Annotated in this window: 17 protein-coding genes; 7 read left to right on the top strand and 10 right to left on the bottom strand. The window is 67.8% G+C overall.

Going from position 1 to position 18,408, the window contains the following annotated elements:
* Positions 1 to 9: 9 nt before the first annotated feature.
* Both ACE37B_RS22535 and ACE37B_RS22530 read left to right on the top strand, forming a co-directional pair.
* Positions 10 to 951 (top strand): helix-turn-helix transcriptional regulator, encoded by a 942-nt coding sequence (locus ACE37B_RS22535; protein WP_409925598.1) that lies wholly within the window; start codon positions 10 to 12, stop codon positions 949 to 951.
* On the top strand, positions 948 to 1,913 hold the full coding sequence (locus ACE37B_RS22530; protein ID WP_409925597.1) for a helix-turn-helix transcriptional regulator: 966 nt from the start codon (positions 948 to 950) through the stop codon (positions 1,911 to 1,913). Before ACE37B_RS22535 ends, ACE37B_RS22530 begins: the two co-directional genes overlap by 4 nt.
* Here ACE37B_RS22530 and ACE37B_RS22525 read toward each other — a convergent pair.
* Complete coding sequence (locus tag ACE37B_RS22525; RefSeq protein WP_409925596.1) at positions 1,901 to 2,509, bottom strand: PolC-type DNA polymerase III; 609 nt, start codon at positions 2,507 to 2,509, stop codon at positions 1,901 to 1,903. The two genes, ACE37B_RS22530 and ACE37B_RS22525, sit on opposite strands and share 13 nt — an antisense overlap.
* A 60-nt stretch (positions 2,510 to 2,569) precedes the next feature.
* Positions 2,570 to 4,033 (bottom strand): PhoH family protein, encoded by a 1,464-nt coding sequence (locus tag ACE37B_RS22520; RefSeq protein WP_409925595.1) that lies wholly within the window; start codon positions 4,031 to 4,033, stop codon positions 2,570 to 2,572.
* A 329-nt stretch (positions 4,034 to 4,362) separates the two neighbouring features.
* Between ACE37B_RS22520 and ACE37B_RS22515 the strand changes: the two genes are divergently transcribed.
* Positions 4,363 to 4,650: an HU family DNA-binding protein gene (locus ACE37B_RS22515; RefSeq protein ID WP_409925594.1), complete on the top strand. Its 288-nt coding sequence runs from the start codon at positions 4,363 to 4,365 to the stop codon at positions 4,648 to 4,650.
* A gap of 4 nt (positions 4,651 to 4,654) precedes the next feature.
* Complete coding sequence (locus ACE37B_RS22510; protein ID WP_409925593.1) at positions 4,655 to 5,080, top strand: histone H1-like repetitive region-containing protein; 426 nt, start codon at positions 4,655 to 4,657, stop codon at positions 5,078 to 5,080.
* A gap of 131 nt (positions 5,081 to 5,211) precedes the next feature.
* Here ACE37B_RS22510 and ACE37B_RS22505 read toward each other — a convergent pair whose 3' ends face one another.
* Together ACE37B_RS22505 and cofC are read right to left on the bottom strand one after the other, a co-directional pair.
* On the bottom strand, positions 5,212 to 5,964 hold the full coding sequence (locus ACE37B_RS22505; RefSeq protein ID WP_409925592.1) for a PIG-L deacetylase family protein: 753 nt from the start codon (positions 5,962 to 5,964) through the stop codon (positions 5,212 to 5,214).
* Positions 5,961 to 6,584 carry a 2-phospho-L-lactate guanylyltransferase gene (gene cofC, locus ACE37B_RS22500; protein WP_409925591.1) on the bottom strand — a complete coding sequence of 208 codons (624 nt, stop codon included), beginning with the start codon at positions 6,582 to 6,584 and terminating at the stop codon, positions 5,961 to 5,963. Before cofC ends, ACE37B_RS22505 begins: the two co-directional genes overlap by 4 nt.
* A 77-nt stretch (positions 6,585 to 6,661) precedes the next feature.
* Between cofC and ACE37B_RS22495 the strand changes: the two genes are divergently transcribed.
* The 3 genes from ACE37B_RS22495 to ACE37B_RS22485 are packed head-to-tail and all read left to right on the top strand — an operon-like array spanning position 6,662 to position 9,864.
* Entirely contained in the window at positions 6,662 to 7,672 is a 1,011-nt protein-coding gene (locus ACE37B_RS22495) for an NAD(P)H-dependent glycerol-3-phosphate dehydrogenase (protein ID WP_409925590.1), read from the top strand.
* A 58-nt stretch (positions 7,673 to 7,730) separates the two neighbouring features.
* Positions 7,731 to 9,119: a hypothetical protein gene (locus ACE37B_RS22490; protein WP_409925589.1), complete on the top strand. Its 1,389-nt coding sequence runs from the start codon at positions 7,731 to 7,733 to the stop codon at positions 9,117 to 9,119.
* The gene (locus tag ACE37B_RS22485) at positions 9,103 to 9,864 is read left to right on the top strand and encodes a ribonuclease HII (RefSeq protein ID WP_409925588.1); all 762 of its coding nucleotides are present in this window, start codon (positions 9,103 to 9,105) and stop codon (positions 9,862 to 9,864) included. Before ACE37B_RS22490 ends, ACE37B_RS22485 begins: the two co-directional genes overlap by 17 nt.
* On the opposite strand, the gene otsB is transcribed toward ACE37B_RS22485, so the two are convergent.
* From otsB to ACE37B_RS22455, 6 genes are all read right to left on the bottom strand, one after another.
* On the bottom strand, positions 9,853 to 10,641 hold the full coding sequence (gene otsB, locus ACE37B_RS22480; protein ID WP_409925587.1) for a trehalose-phosphatase: 789 nt from the start codon (positions 10,639 to 10,641) through the stop codon (positions 9,853 to 9,855). The two genes, ACE37B_RS22485 and otsB, sit on opposite strands and share 12 nt — an antisense overlap.
* Positions 10,638 to 12,095 carry a trehalose-6-phosphate synthase gene (locus tag ACE37B_RS22475; protein WP_409925586.1) on the bottom strand — a complete coding sequence of 486 codons (1,458 nt, stop codon included), beginning with the start codon at positions 12,093 to 12,095 and terminating at the stop codon, positions 10,638 to 10,640. Before ACE37B_RS22475 ends, otsB begins: the two co-directional genes overlap by 4 nt.
* Before the next feature lie 52 nt (positions 12,096 to 12,147).
* Complete coding sequence (locus ACE37B_RS22470) at positions 12,148 to 13,323, bottom strand: cystathionine gamma-synthase (protein ID WP_409925585.1); 1,176 nt, start codon at positions 13,321 to 13,323, stop codon at positions 12,148 to 12,150.
* Complete coding sequence (locus ACE37B_RS22465; RefSeq protein WP_409925584.1) at positions 13,316 to 14,761, bottom strand: pyridoxal-phosphate dependent enzyme; 1,446 nt, start codon at positions 14,759 to 14,761, stop codon at positions 13,316 to 13,318. Before ACE37B_RS22465 ends, ACE37B_RS22470 begins: the two co-directional genes overlap by 8 nt.
* A gap of 22 nt (positions 14,762 to 14,783) precedes the next feature.
* Positions 14,784 to 15,116 (bottom strand): glutaredoxin family protein, encoded by a 333-nt coding sequence (locus ACE37B_RS22460; protein ID WP_409925583.1) that lies wholly within the window; start codon positions 15,114 to 15,116, stop codon positions 14,784 to 14,786.
* Between the two features lie 71 nt (positions 15,117 to 15,187).
* Positions 15,188 to 18,352: a BTAD domain-containing putative transcriptional regulator gene (locus tag ACE37B_RS22455; RefSeq protein WP_409925582.1), complete on the bottom strand. Its 3,165-nt coding sequence runs from the start codon at positions 18,350 to 18,352 to the stop codon at positions 15,188 to 15,190.
* Between the last annotated feature and the right edge of the window lie 56 nt (positions 18,353 to 18,408).

Here is an 18,408-nt window from a genome sequence, read left to right as displayed (position 1 = left end):
CGTGTCGGGATGGCCGACCGGGTGGAGCGACTGACCAACCTGCTGGCGCTCTTGCTCGAGACACGCGAGCCGTTGTCCCTTCGACGCATTCGCACGGAGTTGGCCGGGCAGTATCCGGACGGCGATGCAGCGGCGCGCCAGGCTTTCGAGCGCGACAAGTCTGCGTTGCGCGGCATCGGTGTCCCGATCGAGATGACGGTCGTGTCGGGCAGCGAGCTGGGCGGACAGGCGCAGTACTGGATCGATCGATCGGCGTACGAGCTCGACGATCTCGATCTCGACCCCGACGAGATGCGAGCGCTGCAGGTCGCGGTGGCCACGATCCGGACCGATGCTGGCCAAGATGCGATCTGGAAACTGGGCGGTGCGGTCGGCAACGAGCGGCCGTCGGTGTCGGCCGTGCTACCCGACCGGCCAGAACTGCCCACGATCCGCGCGGCGGTGTCGTCGCGGTCGGTGATCTCGTTCGGCTACCGCGGCGAACCTCGCGAGGTCGAGCCGTGGGGCGTGCTCCTCCGTGGCGGGTTCTGGTATCTCGTCGGGTTCGATCATCTGCGCGAGGGGAAGCGCACCTTTCGGGTCGACCGCATCGAAGGCGACATCGACGTCGGATCGCCGAACGCGTTCGTTCGGCCCGCCGACTTCGATCCACGTTCGGCCTTTCCCGCCGATCCGAAGCAGATCGGGCACGCCGCCGACGACGGTGTCGAGGCGACCGTCGAGATCTCGGCGATGCGCGCCGCTGCGATCGAACGCGAACTCGGCTCCGATCGCGTGGTGCATCGTGGAGCCGACGGTGTGATCGAGGTCCTCGTGCCGGCGACCAATCTCGACGCGTTCCGATCGTGGGTGCTGGGCCTCGCCGACCACGCAGTGGTGCTCGGACCCGCACCGGTCCGTGCGCACATCGTCGACTGGCTGCGCGCTGTCGGTACCGGAGACCCCCGATGAGCGGCCCCCGCAATGCCGAGGACCGCCTGCGTCGCCTGCTCGTCATGCTGCCGTACCTCATGGAGGAAGGCGAGGTACCGCTCGACGTCGTCGCGGCTCGCTTCGACATGTCTCCGGCGCAGGTGACCCGTGATCTGGAGCTCGTCGCGATGTGCGGGCTCCCGCCCTACGTCGACGAGATGATCGATGTGTTCGTGGACGACGGGATGGTCTACGTGGGAGTGCCTCGGTTGTTCACTCGAACCTTGCGTCTGACGGCACCCGAGGCGTTCTCGTTGCTGGTGTCGGCGCGGGCGGCGATGGAGCTCCCGGGTTTCGACGCCGACGGATCGCTGGCCCGCGGGATGGACAAGCTGGCTGCTGCGCTGGGAGCGGTCGGTCTCGACACCCCCGACACGGGTGACGACACCGCTGGCGTGGCGATCGACCTCGACCGACCCGGATTCGCCGATCTCGTGGTCCGCTCGGTCGCGGAGTCCGCCGAACTGCAGGTCCGCTACTACTCGCCGTCTCGTGATGAAGTCAGCGAGCGGGTGATGGTCCCGCGTCACGTCTTCGTCGAGCAGGGCAACTGGTACGTGCTCGCCGACGATGCTCGATCGTCGCAGCGGCGCACGTTCCGCATCGACCGCTTCGAAGCGGTGGAGTGGACGGGAGCGACCGTGCCCAACGAGGGGACCGATGTTGCGCCCGCTCCGTTCTTCACCGACGTCGAGGTGCCCCGTGCCGTGGTGCGAGTCGGGCCGAGGGCGCGCTGGGTCGTGGATCGCTATCCGGTGGACGAGGTCGTCGAGGACGGGCCCGACGGGTGGGCCACGGTGACGATGCCACTGGCGAGCGAGCGGTGGATGGCGCGCCTGTTGATCCGTCTCGGCCGTGATGCCGAACTCGTGGAGCCGGTGTCGTTCCGCCAGACCGTCGACGAGCTCGCTGGACGCATGCTCGATCGCTATCGAGACTGAGGAATCGGCCCGCGGGTCTCGGCGGCGGGCTCGCGGTCGAAGAACGGCGTCAGCTGCTCGAACTCGGTGATCGAGTGCGCAGCCAACAGGTGCGGGAGGATGGCTGCCGTCGCCGACGCGTCGGCCAACGCATCGTGCGGCCGCTCGATCGCGACGCCGTAGCGAGCGCACACGTCGCCGAGTCGATGCGACAGAGTGCGTTCGGGGTCGAGCCTGCGAGACATGCGCAGCGTGCACAAACGCGGCGACAAGCACGGTGGCGTGCATCCGTTACGGCGACGAGCAGCTTGCATCAGGAACGATCCATCGAAGCCAGCGTTGTGCGCGGTGAACAGCGACTCGCCGACCTGTCGTTCGAACTCGTCGAGGACCGAACCGATGCGCGGCGCGCCGCGAAGGTCGGAGCGAGTCAGGCCGTGCACGTGAGTGGGGCCGACGCGTGCGAGCGGCCAGCGCAAGCGCACCAGGCTCTCCCATTCGTCGACGACCGTGCCGTCCGCGTCGACGGTGACCACGCCGATCTGCAGGACCCGGTGCCGCGACGTCGACAGGCCAGAGGTCTCCAGATCGACGACCGCAAACCGGGGGAGTGCCACGACGCCACCCTAGAGCGGCCCTGCGACATGGTTGGCATGCGCGTCGTGTGGTGCTGACGTTCAGAGCAGTTCGGCGGCGAGGCTCGCGACAGAGCTGCGTTCGCAAGCGGTCAACGTGATGTGCCCGAAACAGCGTTGATCGGCGAAGGCGCCGGCCAACACGCTCAGTGCGTTGTTCGACTCGCCGAGGTAGGGCGCGTCGATCTGGCTGGTATCGCCCGTGAAGATCACCTTCGTTCCCTCGCCGACGCGGGTGAGGATCGTCCGCAGCGTGGTCGGCTCGAGGTTCTGGGCCTCGTCGATCAGCACCATCTGGCGTTGGAGCGAGCGTCCCCGAAGGAAGGTGACCGACTCGAGCGAGAGCTGCCCTCGATCGGTCAACTCGTCGACGAGGTTGCGCGCATCGTGGCTGTTGCCGTGGTCGCTCAACGCGACGATCGCGTCGTGGATGGCCGACATCCACGGGTCGAGTTTCTCGTCGAGGCCACCGGGGAGGAAGCCGACATCCGCGCGACCGACCGGGACGAGTGGGCGATAGACCGCGAGTCGTTCGTACCGGCGCTGCTCGACGACGAGCTCGAGTCCGGCAGCGATGGCCAGCAAGGTCTTGCCGGTACCGGCCCGGCCGTCGAGCGCGATGACTGCGATGTCGGGATCGAGGAGCAGTTCGAGCGCGAACCGCTGCTCCTTGTTTCGTGGACGAAGCCCCCAAGGCTCGGGAGCCGTCTGCGGCAACAGGACGAATTCGTCGTCGACGGTGCGCACGAGGGCGGACTGCGAACCGCAGCGCAGCACGGCGAACTCGTTCTCTCGAGGGCGGTCAGCGTTGGTCTCGACGACCGCGTCGATCGCGATCGCTCCGGCGGCGTAGAGGCAGTCGATGATCTCGTAGCCCGCGTCGATCGTCGACCAACCGATCGCCGTCACCGATCGGTCGCTTGCGGTGAGGCGGTGCTCGGCGGCGCTCACGCCGAGGTGGGCCGCCTTGATCCGGAGGGCCGCGTCGTTGCTGATCATCGTGGTGGGTCCGAAGTCGGCTTGGCCGATCGCTGCACCGATGATCCGGTTGTCGGGCACGGATGGGTCGAGGCCGTGCTCGATCAGCAGATGCTTGCGGATGTTGTTGATCTCGATCTGCACGGTGGCACCGTGCGCTCCGGTCGCGACGGGCTCGGCCAGGGAGCCGCCGTGGCGAACTCGGAGCTCTTCGATCGTGCGAAGCGCGGTTCGGGCGGCCCGGCCGACGTCGTCGCTGCGACTCTTCAAGCCGTCGAGCTCCTCGACCACCGTGAGCGGGATCACGACGTCGACGTCCTTGAACTCCAAGATGCACGTCGGATCGGCGATCAAGACGGAGGTGTCGAGGACCAGTCGGGTTCTGGCGCCGGTCGCGACTCGGGGAGTGGGAACCTCGTGCCTCGACGCGGTCGGAACCGGCTCGGTGGGTGTTGGCACACCTCCTTCCCGAAGCTCGTTCGCCGCAGTCGATGCGGCGGGCGTGTCGGACGGGAGAAGGTCGGTCACCGATTACTCCTGGTCGTTGTTCGGGTCGTGAGGGCCGAGAAGGGAACTCATACGCAACGAACTCTGTTGTAGCCGACGAGCAGGGGGTGATGGTGGATGAACCGTGAAGTCGGGTGCGTCGAAGGCCGTCGACACTCCCGGCGGGGCGCCGAGGCCAGACAGCGCAAGGGTTGCAGATGCCTCTGATTGCAGATGCAAAGACTTTGGTACTTGTGTATCGGGGTCCGCGGTAAGTTACGTGTGTGTCATTCGGGCCCGAAAGAGCGGGCGCTGAATCGGCCCTGCCGCATCCGTGGCGGGGGAATGGTCACTCATCGAAAGAGGATTCAATGGCAACCAAGGCAGAAATGATCGACGCAGTGGCAGACGCCGCTGGTGTGTCGAAGGCCGACGCCGAGCGCACGCTCGGAGCGTTCTTCGATCACGTCGTCGCCGAAACGAAGAAGGGCGAAGCCGTCACCTGGCCGGGTTTCGGCAAGTTCAGCACCACCGAGCGCAGCGCTCGCACCGGCCGCAACCCGCAGACGGGTGAGCCGGTGCAGATCAAGGCCTCGACCGCAATGAAGTTCTCGGCCAGCTCGGCGCTCAAGGAAGCGCTGAACGGCAAGAAGAAGTGATCTGATGGCCGCGAAGCGTCCAGCCAAGAAAGCCCCCGCCAAGAAGGCAGCTGCCAAGAAGGCTCCGGCCAAGAAGGCAGCTGCGAAGAAGGCGCCTGCGAAGAAGGCGGCAGCGAAGAAGGCTCCGGCCAAGAAGGCAGCCGTGAAGAAGGCGCCTGCGAAGAAGGCAGCTGCGAAGAAGGCTCCGGCCAAGAAGGCAGCCGTGAAGAAGGCGCCTGCGAAGAAGGCGGCAGCCAAGAAGGCTCCGGCCAAGAAGGCAGCCGTGAAGAAGGCGCCTGCCAAGAAGGCGGCAGCCAAGAAGGCTCCGGCCAAGAAGGCAGCTGCGAAGAAGGCGGTTGCGAAGAAGGCGCCCGCGGCCAAGAAGACGGCAGCCAAGAAGACGGCGGCCAAGAAGCCTGCTGCGAAGAAGACCGCAGCGAAGAAGAAGTAGTCGCCCGCAGCCTCGTGCTGCAGCGATGGTGTTCCGGAACGGGCGGGGGCTACGGCCCCCGCCCGTTCTGCGTTGTCAGCCGGGTGTCAGCCGGGTGTCAGCCGGTGTCAGCCGGTGTCAGAGGGTGATCGTCACAGGCTCGTGATCAGCTTGAACACTTCCGCGGCGCGGAGTTCGAACGGCGCGCCGAGCTCGCCGAGTCGAGCCCGAATCCGCTGGCGGAATCGCTCGAGCTCGGCATCGTCGACCGCCTTCATCGTCGACTCGAACTGACTCTCGTGAGCTTCGAGTGCGTGCAGCTTCGCATCGACCGTGGCGGAGACGTCCTCGACGTGGTCGGGCTCGTCGGCTTCCCACAGCAGGAGGGCCTCGGGCCGATGGTGGCGGACACCGTGGTCGCGGAGCTGTTCGGGGAAGAAGTGGGGGTCGCGTGCGGCGACGATGCCGTCGCAGGCGAGCAAGCCGGCGTGACGGTGATCGGGATGGAGCCGATATCGCTTCCAGGGATCATGGCCGAGCACGACCGCCGGACGCAGCTGCCGAATCGTCAAGGCGACCGCCGCCCGAACGTCGAGGTCGCTGCGGAGCTCCCCGTCGACGTGACCGAGGAACCGGACGTCACCCGCGTGGTCGCCGCCGAGCCGCCGGGCCGCTTCGCGCTGCTCGATCTGTCGCCGGTCGGCGAGTGCCGAGACGTCGGCGTCGGGGTCCCAGGTGCCCTTCGATCCGTCGGTGCAGACGAGGTGGTGGATCACGCAGCCGTCGGCCGCCCACTTCGCCAGCAATCCGCCGCAGCCGAACTCGACGTCGTCGGGATGCGCTCCGATCGCGAGCGCGGACGACGGGGTCGCCAGATCACGCGAGAACGACGACGGGTCGGTCATCGAGACACGTGGGTGAAGCGGTTGGCCGGGATCGTTGGCAGCCATTCGGGCAGCACCTCCGAGAGCAGTGGATGGGCGAGGTCGGCGGGCGTGTCGACGTCGAGCGAGAGTTCGAGATCGACACGAACCTCGACGACGCGCTTGCCGGTGTCGTAGGCAGCGGCGAGATGTCGCCGGAACGAGCCGCCACCATACGAAGCGGGCACCGCGACGTCGGCAGGGAACGACATCACGTTGGTGCCGTCGTGGCGGCGGTCGGGGACCAGCGTGGTGACGCCGGGGCGCGGCACGTGGACGAGATGGTGCGGCAGTGGCAGGTCGGCGTGCGACACGATGACGTGGTCGAATCCGGCTCGTGCGATGTGGCGCACCCCGTCGTCGACCGCACCGTTCAGCCCGAGCCCGGGCCCCCACGCGACGTCGGCGCCGAGCGATCGTGCCCAGTCGCGGACCTCGTCGTCGTCGCACGCGACGACCACCGGCATCGGCGTTACCGCGGCGACGACCCCCTCGGCCATCCAGCGAGCGAACCGGACCCGTTCGGCGGGAGTGAGCGCATGGGACAGACGCTGCTTGGCCGAGGAGAAGGCCTTGACCGGGATGAGCGCGGCGACGTCCACGTCGACAATGTAGGACCACGAGTGCTCCGGGCCTCCCAGCGGGCGTCCACGGTGGTCCGGCCAACTACGGTCTGGGCATGACGGGATTGCCCAAGATCAAGGTTGCGGTCATCGGTGCCGGGTCGTGGGGGACCACGGTCGCTGCACTCACCGCGGCGAACACGCCGACGACCCTCTGGGCGCGGCGGCCTGCTCTCGCGATCGAGATCGACCAGCACCACCGCAACTCCGATTACCTGCCGACGTTCGAACTGCCTGGTGGCCTCGCAGCCACGAGTTCGCTCGAGGAGGCGGTCTCGAACGCCGACGTGGTCGTGATGGCTGTTCCGAGCCACGGCTATCGCGACGTGGCCGCGCAAGCCGCGCAGTATCTGCGCCCGTGGGTTCCGGTCGTCACGCTCACCAAGGGGCTCGAGCGGGGCACGCAGATGCGTATGAGCGAGGTCACGGTGGAAGAGATGCCCGGCCATCCGGTCGCTGTCATGACGGGGCCGAACTTGGCCAAGGAGATCATCGACGGCCAGCCCGCGGCGAGCGTGGTGGCGATCGACGATGCTCGGGTCGCCGCCGAACTCCAGCGGATCTTCAGCCGTCCGAGCTTGCGCGTCTACACCAACCCCGATGTCGTCGGGTGTGAGGTCGCTGGCGTCGTGAAGAATGTCATCGCCATCGCCTCGGGCATGGCGAACGGCATGGGCTTCGGCGACAACACTCGCGCGACGCTGATCACGCGGGGGCTTGCGGAGATGACTCGGCTGGGCGAGGCGATGGGTGGCGACACGATGACCTTTGCCGGTCTCGCCGGGATGGGTGACCTCATCGCCACGTGCTCGTCGACGCAGAGCCGCAACAACACCGTTGGGCAGCGCCTCGGCGAGGGAGAGCGCATCGACGACATCGTGGAGAGCATGAGCATGGTCGCCGAAGGCGTGAAGTCGTGTCCCAGCGTCCTCGAGCTCGCTCGCCGATACGGTGTCGAGATGCCGATCACCGAGCAGGTCGTGGCCGTCTGCCACGACGGTCTCTCCGCATCGGCAGCGCTGTCCGCTCTGATGGAGCGCAGCAGCAAGAGCGAGATCGAGAAGTGACGAGATGTCGGCGGGATCGCCGACGTGAGCGAAGCGGAGTGATGAACGAGTGACGGCGATGGCGAGCAACGCGGAGCAGGTCGGGGTCGATCTCGGCATCACGATCGGCGTGACCGGGCTGTTGCCCCGCTGGACGGTGAGTCCGTGGGGTGCGATGTTCGCGTGGGGTCGCGAGCCTCAGGAGATGCGCGAGCATGCCGGACCCGGCACCGAGTCAGAGCGGCCGACGCTCGACTGGTTCGTTGCCGCCGACGACCGATGGCACGTGCCTGCCGACGAGCCCACGGTCCGGCAGCGTCGGATCGAAGGTACGCCCGTCGTCGAGACCCGTGTTCGTGTGCCCGACGGCGATGCCGTCCAGCGAGTGTGGGCGGTCCCGGAGCTCGGCGGCTGCATGGTCGTCGAATTCGAGAACGACTCGCCGATGCCCTTCGCCGTCGCCGTGGTCGCATCCGGCGCAAGGGTGCTCACCGAGCGAGCGCCAGCGGCAGTCGAGATCCAAGGCATCGATCTGCCCGACGATGCGATCCTGCTGCCGATCGGCCATCGGGCGACGGTGCGTGTGCTCGTGCCGGCAGCCGACGCAGGGGGGCATCGCTTCGTTGCGGTTCCACCCGCGATGTCGGTCGTTCGCGGCTGGACCCATGTGACCGAGCGAGCGAGCCGGTTGGTGTTGCCTGACGAGTCGTTGGTCGAGGCGCTGACTGCAGCGCGTTGTGACCTGCTGCTCGAAGGCCCCGTCGATGCCGCAATCGATCCGGTCGGGTTCCTCCTCGATGTCGCTGAACTGGTGCGATGCGGCGACGATGCAGCGTCGTGGTTGCTCGACATCGTCGCGCCGACCGAACTCGTCGGGCGAGACCACAGCGATTCGCCCGATCGTCGCACCGCACTCGATGCGGCCCGATTCGTCGCGCGACGCGCCGGCGACGAACGCGCGGCTCGCGACATCGAGCGCATGATCGAACCGCGGCGAGGCCGCAGAACTGCACGAACGGTCGCTGCCTCGACCGAGTCGGTCGCTGCTGGCGACGACGTGTCGTTTGCCGGGCTCCGGCGCAGTGAGTCGGTCGGGCGCTTCGTCCGCGGCATCGAGCGTCGCCTCGTTCGCCACACGGCGGGCGACACGGGGAGTGACACGGCAGCGCTGTTGCCAGCAGGGTTCCCGGTCGGCTGGTTGGGCAGCAACTTCGAAGTGCATCAGGTTCCGGCCGCATCGACGACCGCCGTGTCGTTCGCAATCCGGTGGCACGGCGAACGCCCGGCGGTGCTGTGGGAGCAGCACGGCGCTCCGATGCGACTCACCGCTCCTGCCATCGACTCGTCGTGGGAGACCCACGAAGCGATCGGTGAAGCGTTGCTGGCCGCCCCGGCTGCGCCGCGTTCGGCGACACTGTCCGTGACCAGCATCGCCGACGTCGACCCCGACGGTGGCTCGTTCGCCTGAACGGGCCGAACTCGTGGCCCACTCGACATCGGCTGACGTCGCTCGTAGCGCTCCGCCTGCTCGCACGGCGGCCCGCCGGCAGGCGGCACCGACCCGCGAGATCGAGCAGTTGCTGTGGGGTCGCGGTCACGAGATCGTGGTCGGTATCGACGAGGTCGGTCGAGGAGCGTGGGCCGGACCGCTGATGGTCGGCGCAGCGATCCTCCCGCGACAGCGTCGCGTCAACGGCGTACGCGACTCCAAGGTGCTCTCCGAACGGCGCCGCGAGGCGTTGTTCGACCGCATCGCCGACTGGTGCGACGCCTGGGCGGTGGGTGCCGTCACGCAGGAGGAATGTGACCAGCTCGGGATGTCGGCTGCGCAGAAGCTCGCGGCCCGTCGAGCGATCGAGGGCCTCGGCGTGGTCCCCGACGTCGCGGTGACCGACGGCAAGTGGGATTTCGTGTCGCCAGCGGTGGGCGCCGTGGAGCTCGTCGTCAAGGCCGACCGTCGCTGCCTGAGCGTCGCCGCCGCGAGCATCTTGGCGAAAGTGGTGCGTGATCGGCAGATGCGCGCCGAGGCCGAGCACTACCCGCACTGGTCGTTCGCGACGAACAAGGGATACCCGTGCCCGCTGCACAAGTTCGCGATCCAGGGGTACGGCCCGTCGGCGATCCACCGTCGGAGCTGGGTGTTCATGGACAACTACAACCCGTGGACCGGGGTGCGTCGCACGCCGCCAGCTGGGCAGACCTCATTGTTCTGACGCACGGTCGAGGAGCCGGTCGAGGAGCCGGTCGAGGAATACCGAGACGGCGGTCGGGTCCTGGAGTCGATGGGGCGCTCGGGTTTCGCCGAGGCCGATCTTGATGCCGATGTCGCCGGCGCCGAGGACGGCGAACGCGTCTTCGTCGGGGAGGTCGTCGCCGAGGTACACGGTCGACGCTGGTGCTTCGTCGTCGCAGAGCTGCTGCAACGCGAGCCCTTTGTTGCTCGGGCGGGCCATCAACTCGAGCACGTCGCTTCCGGCGTGTGCCTGCGACCCGGCGATCGATCGTTGTCGCTGCGCCAAGTCGGCCAGCGCCTTGGCGCCGGCGTCGCGATCGGCCTGGCGCACGTGGAGCACCACGCTCGCCGGCTTGCGTTCGACCCAAGCACCGGGGCCGGCGAGTTGACAGGCGCGGGTGGCTTCGTCGTCGAGCAGACGCAAGAGCGCGGCCTCGTCGTCGTCGAGTGGGTGCGGTTCGCGATCGCGTCGCTCGCCGCCGTAGCTGCCGACGACGATGATCGACTCGTCGAATGCAAACTGAGCGAGTCCGTCGAGCGAGCGCCCCGACAGCACCGCCACTCGCACGTCACCAGGTCGAGCGGCTGCCAGCGAGACCAGGCGCTCGGCGACGCCCGGTGTGAGCACCGAATCGTCCGCATGGTCGACGAGGGGCGCGAGAACACCATCGCAGTCGAACACCAGCAGGATCGGTGACGGCAACTGGGCGAGGATCGCGGCCAACTCGGCCGGGTCGTCGACGGCGTGCTCGCTCACGATGCGTCTCCCGCCGCCAACAGCGCGGCCAGGTAGCGATCGGCCCAGCTCTGCACATCGCTCTTGCGGATCTGATTGCGGAGCCCGGCCATCCGACCGCGGCGTTCGTGCCGGTGCATCTCGACCGCTTCGACGATCGCGTCGCGCAGGGCCGCCTCGTCGTGCGGATTGACCAACACGGCATCGGTGAGCTCGTCGGCCGCTCCAGCGAACTCCGACAGCACCAACACGCCGTCGCCGTCGATATGTGCTGCTGCATACTCCTTCGCAACGAGGTTCATGCCGTCTCGGAACGGGGTGACGAGCATGACGTCGCCTGCCCGATACAACGCCACGAGTTCGTCGTAGGGGAGGGTCTGGTACAGGTAGTGCACAACCGGGAGGCCGATCCGACTGAAGCGTCCATTGATCTCGCCGACGAGCCGCTCGATCTCCTGGCGCTCGTCGCGGTAGTGCTCCACGGCTTCTCGCGTGGGCGTGGCGACCTGGACGAGGACATGGTGTTCGGGGTCGAGACGACCGTCCTGGAGCAGGTCACCGAACGCTTTGAGCCGAAGTCCGATGCCCTTCGTGTAGTCGAGGCGATCGACGCCGAGCAGGATGACCTCCGGGTCGCCGAGTCGCGCTCGGATCTGACTCGTGCGTTTGCGCGACGCTCGACCGGCAGCCATCTCCTCGACTTCGGCGACATCGATCGAGATGGGGAACACGCCGAGGCGCGTCGAGTGTCCGTCGTTCTCGATGACGTCGTCGCTCTCGTCGGTGTCGAGCAACTGGTGCGCGCACGCAGCGAAGTTGGTTGCGCCGATCGGCCGTTGGAAGCCGAGCAGGTCGCAGCCGAGCAGTCCTTCGATGATCTCGTCGCGCCACGGCAGTCGCGTGAACAACTCCACGGGCGGGAACGGGATGTGCAGAAAGAACCCGATCGTGAGGTCGGGCCGCTGCGCTCGCAGCATCGCCGGCACGAGCTGGAGTTGGTAGTCGTGGATCCAGACGAACGCGTTGTCGGGGGAGATCTCGGCGAGCTTGTCGGCGAAGCGCTGGTTGACCGTTCGGTACGCGTCCCACTGCGCCGCGTCGTAGGTCGATTCGCGCAGTGCGTCGTGGTACAGCGGCCACAGGCCGTCGTTGGAGAAGCCTTCGTAGTAGAGCTCGATCTCCTCCTCGCTGATCGGAATCGGGTGCAGATCGACACCGTCGACGGTGAACGGCTCGGGCACGTCGTCGGGTTCGCCGGTCCATCCGACCCACGTCCCGCCCGACGCCCGCAGCATCGGCAGCAGCGCTCGAACCAGTCCGCCTGGCGACGGTGCCCACCCCTCGGGGGTTCGCTTCACCGGCAGTCGGTTGGCGGCGACGACGATCGGATGCTCGGTCGATGTGGCGGGAGACTCCGGAGCAGAACCGGCGAGAGGGTCGGCGTCGATGTGTCCTGGGGGGCTCGAGGCGGTCATGGTGCCAGCATGGCACGGACGCTCGCCGGGCAAACCACACCCGCCAGACAGCTCAGATCGTGTCGAGCGCGGCGGCGAGGTCGTCGACGAGATCGTGCGCGTCTTCGATCCCGACCGAGAGCCGGATGAGGTTGTCCGGCACTTCGAGCGGTGATCCGGCGGCCGACATGTGGGTCATCGCCCCGGGATGCTCGATGAGGCTCTCGACCGCACCGAGCGACTCGGCGAGCGTGAAGATGGAGGTGGCGGCTGCGACCCGCATCGCTGCGTCTCGGCCGGCGCGCAGCGTGAACGACACCATGCCGCCGAAGTCGCGCATCTGTTTGGCCGCTGCTTCGTGGCCGGGATGGTCGGGGAGCTGTGGATACAGGACCCGTTCGACGGCGTCGTGATCGACGAGCAGGTCGACCACGGCGCGGGCATTCTCGCAGTGGCGGTCCATGCGTACCGCCAACGTCTTCACGCCACGCAGGACGAGATAACAGTCGAATGGCGACGGCACGGCGCCGGCAGCGTTCTGCGTGAACGACAGACGTTCGGCCAACCCGTCGTCCGAGGTCGCGACGAATCCGCCGACGACGTCGCTGTGCCCGCCCAGGTACTTGGTGGCCGAATGGACGACGATGTCGGCGCCGAGTGTGATCGGCTGTTGCAGATACGGGGTGGCGAACGTGTTGTCGACGACGACGATCGCGCCGCGCTCGTGCGCGATCGACACAATCGCCTCGATGTCGAAGCAGGTCAGCAGCGGGTTGGTCGGGGTCTCGAGCCACACCATGCCGGTGTCGCTCGGCCAGTTGTCGCGCAGCCCGTCGAGGTCGGTCAGGTCGACCGCCGACCACGGAAAGCCGAGCGGGGCCCAGACCTTGGAGATCAGGCGGAACGTCCCGCCGTAGGCGTCGTTGCCGAGGATCACCCGCTGGCCTTGCGTGAGCAGCCGCAAGATGTTGTCTTCGGCGGCGAGGCCCGATGCGAACGCCATCCCGTAGCGGGCCTCTTCGAGCGACGCGACCTGGATCTCCATCGCGGTGCGCGTCGGATTGCCGGAACGCGAGTACTCGAATCCTTTGTGGTTGCCGACGCCGTCTTGCGCGAACGTCGTCGACAGCGAGATCGGTGGGATCACGGCGCCGGTGGTCGGCTCGGGGTCTTGGCCGGCGTGGATCGCCCGCGTCGAGAAGCCGGCGAGCCCACGTTCGGCGCCGGTCTCGGTCTCGGTGTCACCCATCGGCATGCTCCGTTTCGTTCTCGAGGTCGGTGGTGTGCTGGGCGGCCTCGGCAACGGCCGTGAAGTACGACAACACGTCCGTGCGCGTCAGCACGCTCAGCGGGCGACCCCCGGAGAGCACCAGCAACGCGGGGGAGGTCTCGAGCATCTCGACGGCCAGTTCCACCTTCTGTCCGACGCCGATCGTCGGTAGCTTCGGCCCCATCACCTTTTCGACCTCCATCGACATCGCGCTGGGGTCGCGGTGGATGACCTCCATCAGTTCGAGTTCGTCGACCGATCCCGAGACCTCGGCGTTCGCGAACGGCGGGGAGTTCTTGCACACGGGCAACTGACTGACACCGTTGGAGCGCATCACCTCGATCGCGTTCGCGACGGTTTGGGTGGGATTGACGTACAGCAGGTTCTCGATCGACGCGTTGCGGGTGTCGAGGACGGCGCCGACGCATTGGTCGCATTCCTTGAGGAAGCCGAAGTTCGCCATCCACTTCTCGTTGAACACCGTCGACAGATAACCGCGACCGGAGTCGGGGTTGAAGACGACGATCATCGCGTCGGGATCGCTACGGCGAGCGATGCGCAGCGCTGCGGCGACGGCGGTACCACCCGACCCGCCGATCAGGATCCCTTCGGTCTGGCTCACGTAGCGGGCGGTGAGAAAGCTCTCCTCGTCGCTGATCGGGATCACTTCGTCCCACAGGTCGCCGTCATACGCCGCGGGGAAGAAGTCTTCGCCGACACCTTCGACGAGATACGGCCGACCGGACCCGCCGGAGAACACCGAACCCTCGGGGTCGGCGGCGATCAACTGGATGTCGGGGTTCATGGACTTCAGGTAGCGGCCCGTGCCGGTGAGCGAACCACAGGTGCCGGCGCCGGCGACGAAGTGGGTGATGCGACCGGCGGTCTGACGCCACACTTCTGGGCCGGTGGTCTTCACGTGGGCGGTCGGATTGTGCGGGTTGGAGTACTGATTGGGGCGATAGGCGCCCAACTCGACGGTGAGCCGCTCGGCGGTCTTGTAGTAGCTCTGTGGGTCTTCGGGCGCCACGGCGACCGGACACACCACGACCTCGGCGCCGTACGCGCGCAACAGGTCGACCTTCTCCTTGCCGGCCTTGTCGGTCATCACGAACACGCAGCGATAGCCGCGCTGCGCGGCCACGATGGCGAGTCCGACACCGGTGTTGCCGGACGTCGGCTCGACGATGGTGCCGCCCGGTTGGAGCTCACCGCTCGCCTCGGCGGCCAGGATCATCTCGAGCGCGGGACGGTCTTTCGACGATCCGCCGGGATTCGTGACCTCGTGTTTCATCACGAGGCTGCACTCGATGCCCTGGTCCTCACTCACCCGCTTCAGTCGGACCATCGGGGTGTTGCCGATCAGATCGAGTACCGAGTCGACGATCTCCGTGCCCTCGAGTTGTGGATGGCTCATGTCGGGAGAGTACCCCCTTTGCTCAGCCGAAGATCTTGCCGAGTGCCCGACCGACCGGACCGGGCTCGGGCGCGACGTAGCCGTCGGGCAGCAGGTCGGGGGCATGCTGGGCGAGATGCGCAGCAAGCTGTGCTGCGGACGGGTTGACCATTCCGACTTCGCCGATCACGACGGTGGGCACCGTTTCGTTGCCGTTCGCGTGTGTGCGAACGATCTCGGCGGCGGCCGGATCTTCCCAGATGTTGTGCTCGACCCGGTCGATGCCCAGTTTGTCGAGCTGGCGGATGAGCGACGAACAGAATCCACAGCCCGGACGCCAGTAGAGATCGACCTGTGTGGGGGTGCTCGCAGTCATGGAGCCACGCTACAAACCGAGGGCGCCGGCGACGCTCGTCGGCCGCGTCTGTTTCGATGACGTTGTCAGGATCAGCTTCGGGTGACGGGAGCGCCGAGTTGAGCCCCGAGGCGCAACGTGTCACCGTCGGGTTCGAGGCCGTCGGCCGCGAGGACGGCACACACGCGATCGAAGGCACGCCGTGCCGCCGCCCGGTCGCCGCTTGCAGTGAGGGCGCGGATGAGCGCTCGGTGGGCTCGTTCCGACAGTTCCTCGGCGTCGACCGCTCGGCGTGCGAAGCCGATCGCAGCGTCGGTGTCGCCCCGTCCCGATGCCAGTTCGCTCGCTCGGGTCGCTGCGTCGACGAAGTCGAGGTGGAACGTCGTGCGCTGGTTGAACGCCCAATCCTGATCGAGCGCGTCGTCGAGGAACGGTCCGCGATACAGCTCGACGGCGTGTCGGTATGCCTCGAGTGCGTCGGCGGCGCGACGGTCTCGGTCGGCGCTGCGCGCGGCGTCGATCGATGCGATGAACAGATCGCTGTCGACGATGAGGCGGTCGCTTGCGAACAACGTGAGCGACTCGCCGTCGGAACGGATGTGCCACGGCGGGCTGCTGTCGTCGCTGCCGTCGCTTTCGAGCAGCTGACGAAGGTGATTCAACGTGGCGCGCAAGTTGTTCCGGGCAGCGTTCTCGTCCTTGTCTGGCCAGATGGCTGCGGCGGCCTCGTCGCGTCGCACGCTTCGGCGCATCACGAGAAGGAGGAGCAGCTCGCGAACCATCTTGCGCTTGATCGGGATGGCCGAGTCGACCGGTTCGTCGCCGAACGTGATGATCGTCGGGCCGAGAACTCCGACGCGCACGGTGTCGGCGGGGCGGTGTGGGGTTTCTGCGAGTTCGGTCGCCGCGAGTTGGCCGACCGGTCCGTCGTGGCGGGCGGCGACACCGCGCAGTGCTCGCCGCGGATCGTGGAGCAGCGCCTGCAGGGCCGTTCGGGCGCGAATCGAACCGGCGCTGATCGCCGCGACGGCCAGTTCGGCCAGATGGGGCTCGTAGGCCCACGTGCGGAGTCGGGGCAGGTCATCCCAAGGCAGGCGAACGGCTCCATCGGTGCTGCCGTGTTCGCGCAACGACACGAGTGCGGATCCGACCCGGGTGGCGACCGCGAGGTCGGGGCCGACCGTCTCGGCGTCGAAGAACGGCCGCGCTCGCGGTACGAGGGCGTAGATCATCGCCCCAGCGTTGCCGAACACGTGGCGGGCGACGCCGTCGAAGGGGCCCGACTCGGGTACGACCCGTTCGAGCCGTGCCGCAGCTGCCGCCTCGTCACCGTCGATCAGTTCGACCGCAGCCGTCGCCAGTTGGATCGCGATCACCCCCCATGCCGTGTCGGGTACTCGGCTGGCCTGCGCGGTCGCTCGTTCGATGAGGGAGCGAGCGGCGGTCACCTCGCCAGCCGAGGCGTGAAACAACGCCGCAGTGGCGGCCGCTTCCACGTACAGGTGGACCTGTCGGTCGGCGCCGAGGCGATCGAGGAGTTGCAGCGTGGCCGCTCGGCCCGCCACCTGCAGACGGCCGGTCCACCAGGTCATCAACGTCCCGAAGCCGCCCAAGCGTTCGAGGATGCGGGCGTCGGGCGTGCGCCTCAGGTCGTCGAGGGCTGCGAGTGATGCGTCGCATCGACCGGCGTGACCGAGCTGCACGGCGCGGTAGTAGTCGACCATCGAGCTCACGGGCCGATAGCGCGGCAGCGCCGGCGACTTCATGGCGTCGAGCGCCGCCTCGGAAGCGTTGTCGAGCATGAGCAGCCAGGCATCGGTCAACGCGAGGCCGGCCTCGGCTCCCGTGCCGCCGAGGTCGGCGAGCCGACCGAGTCGAGTTCGCGCATCACGGAGCCCAGCTCGGTCGCCGGAGCGATACGCGAGGTCACCGAGTCGAAGCAACGCGAGCACGGTGACCTCGGGGCGGTTCTGGGCGGTCGCGGCATCGATAGAGCGCTGTAGCGGTTCGGCTGCCGCCATCGGTTCGGTCGCGTATGCGACGTCGGCGCGCAGCAACTCGGCCTCGGCGGTCGACGACAGCGTCGGCGGGAGCAGGTCGATCACCGCTTGGCGGTCGGCGATCGAGTGTCGCAGTGGCAGGTCGCGGGCGAACTCGACGAGGGTCTGGACACCTGCGTCTCGATCGTCGCCGGCGACTGCCGCAACCAGAGCGTCGCGCAGCTGTCCTCGGCGCCGGAGCACGGCGCTCACGCTCGATGCGACGACGCGGCGCTCGGCGTCGGGGAGTGCGGCGGTGAGGACCTCGCGCCACAGATCGTGCATGACCCAGGTGCCGTCGTCGAGGGCAGTCGTGAGGGGCAGTCCGGCGAGCAACTCACCGGGCGTCATCGACGCAACGCCCCCTTGCGGTTCGGGCGGCTCGGCTGCTCCGGCGCCGGTGACGTACACTGCGGCGATCTCGGCGGCGATCTCGGCGTCGATCACGTCGACCACCGCCAAGCGGCGCAGCGCGGCGACCCGGCCGGGGTCGAGGCGATCGAGGACCTCTTGCGCGACGAAGCTGTGCGCGCCGGCCAACCCCGCGCTGGCCTCCAACTCGACCAAGGCAGGCCATCCGTGGTCGTCGAGGTGGCTGCGGTCGACGCCACGGTTGCTGGCGAACTCGTCGAGTTCGTCGTCCGTGAACGCGAGCATCGACTCGGTGATGTCGACCGCCTCGCCGCGCGCGATCAGCCGGGCCAGTTTCAATTCGTGCGGTCCGCGACCGCTGAACACCAGGTCTGCGTTGTCGGGGAGATCGCCGATGAGGTCGTTGATCACCGTCCAACCGCTCGCACCCGGCGGCAGGTGGTGGAGATCGTCGATCATGACCGACACGCGCACCGGGCTCAGGTGCCACAGTTGATCGGCGACCGAGACGTCGGGAGCGAATCGATCGAGGCGCAACGGGTGCTCGTCGCCGGCGGCCACGAGCGACGCAGCGAGTTCGCCGATCTGGCGAGTCAACGACTCGGTGAGGCGCGACGCGTCGTGGTCACGGCTCCCGAGCCGGTGGAACACGATGTGGGCCAATCCAGACATCATCGGGTCGTGGATCGCCTGGGCGAGTAGCGTGCTCTTGCCGAACCCGGCGCCCGCGGTGATGACGGTGACCGACCGGTTGATCCGATCGGCCATCACGTCGAGGAGCCGTGGGCGGCTGATCATGGTGCGATGCAGGACCGGCATGCCATTCGCCGCGGCGGGTGTCGTCACGCGGACAACTGTAGAGGGCCGGGGTGAACCCGTCGATGTGCGGGCGTTTGGTGGGC

The sequence above is a fragment of the Ilumatobacter sp. genome (genome assembly GCF_046290335.1).
In the GTDB taxonomy this organism is placed as follows: Bacteria; Actinomycetota; Acidimicrobiia; order Acidimicrobiales; family Ilumatobacteraceae; genus Ilumatobacter_A.
The sequence above is the reverse complement of the archived record's forward strand: the minus strand, read 5'-3'. Positions and strand labels throughout refer to the sequence as shown.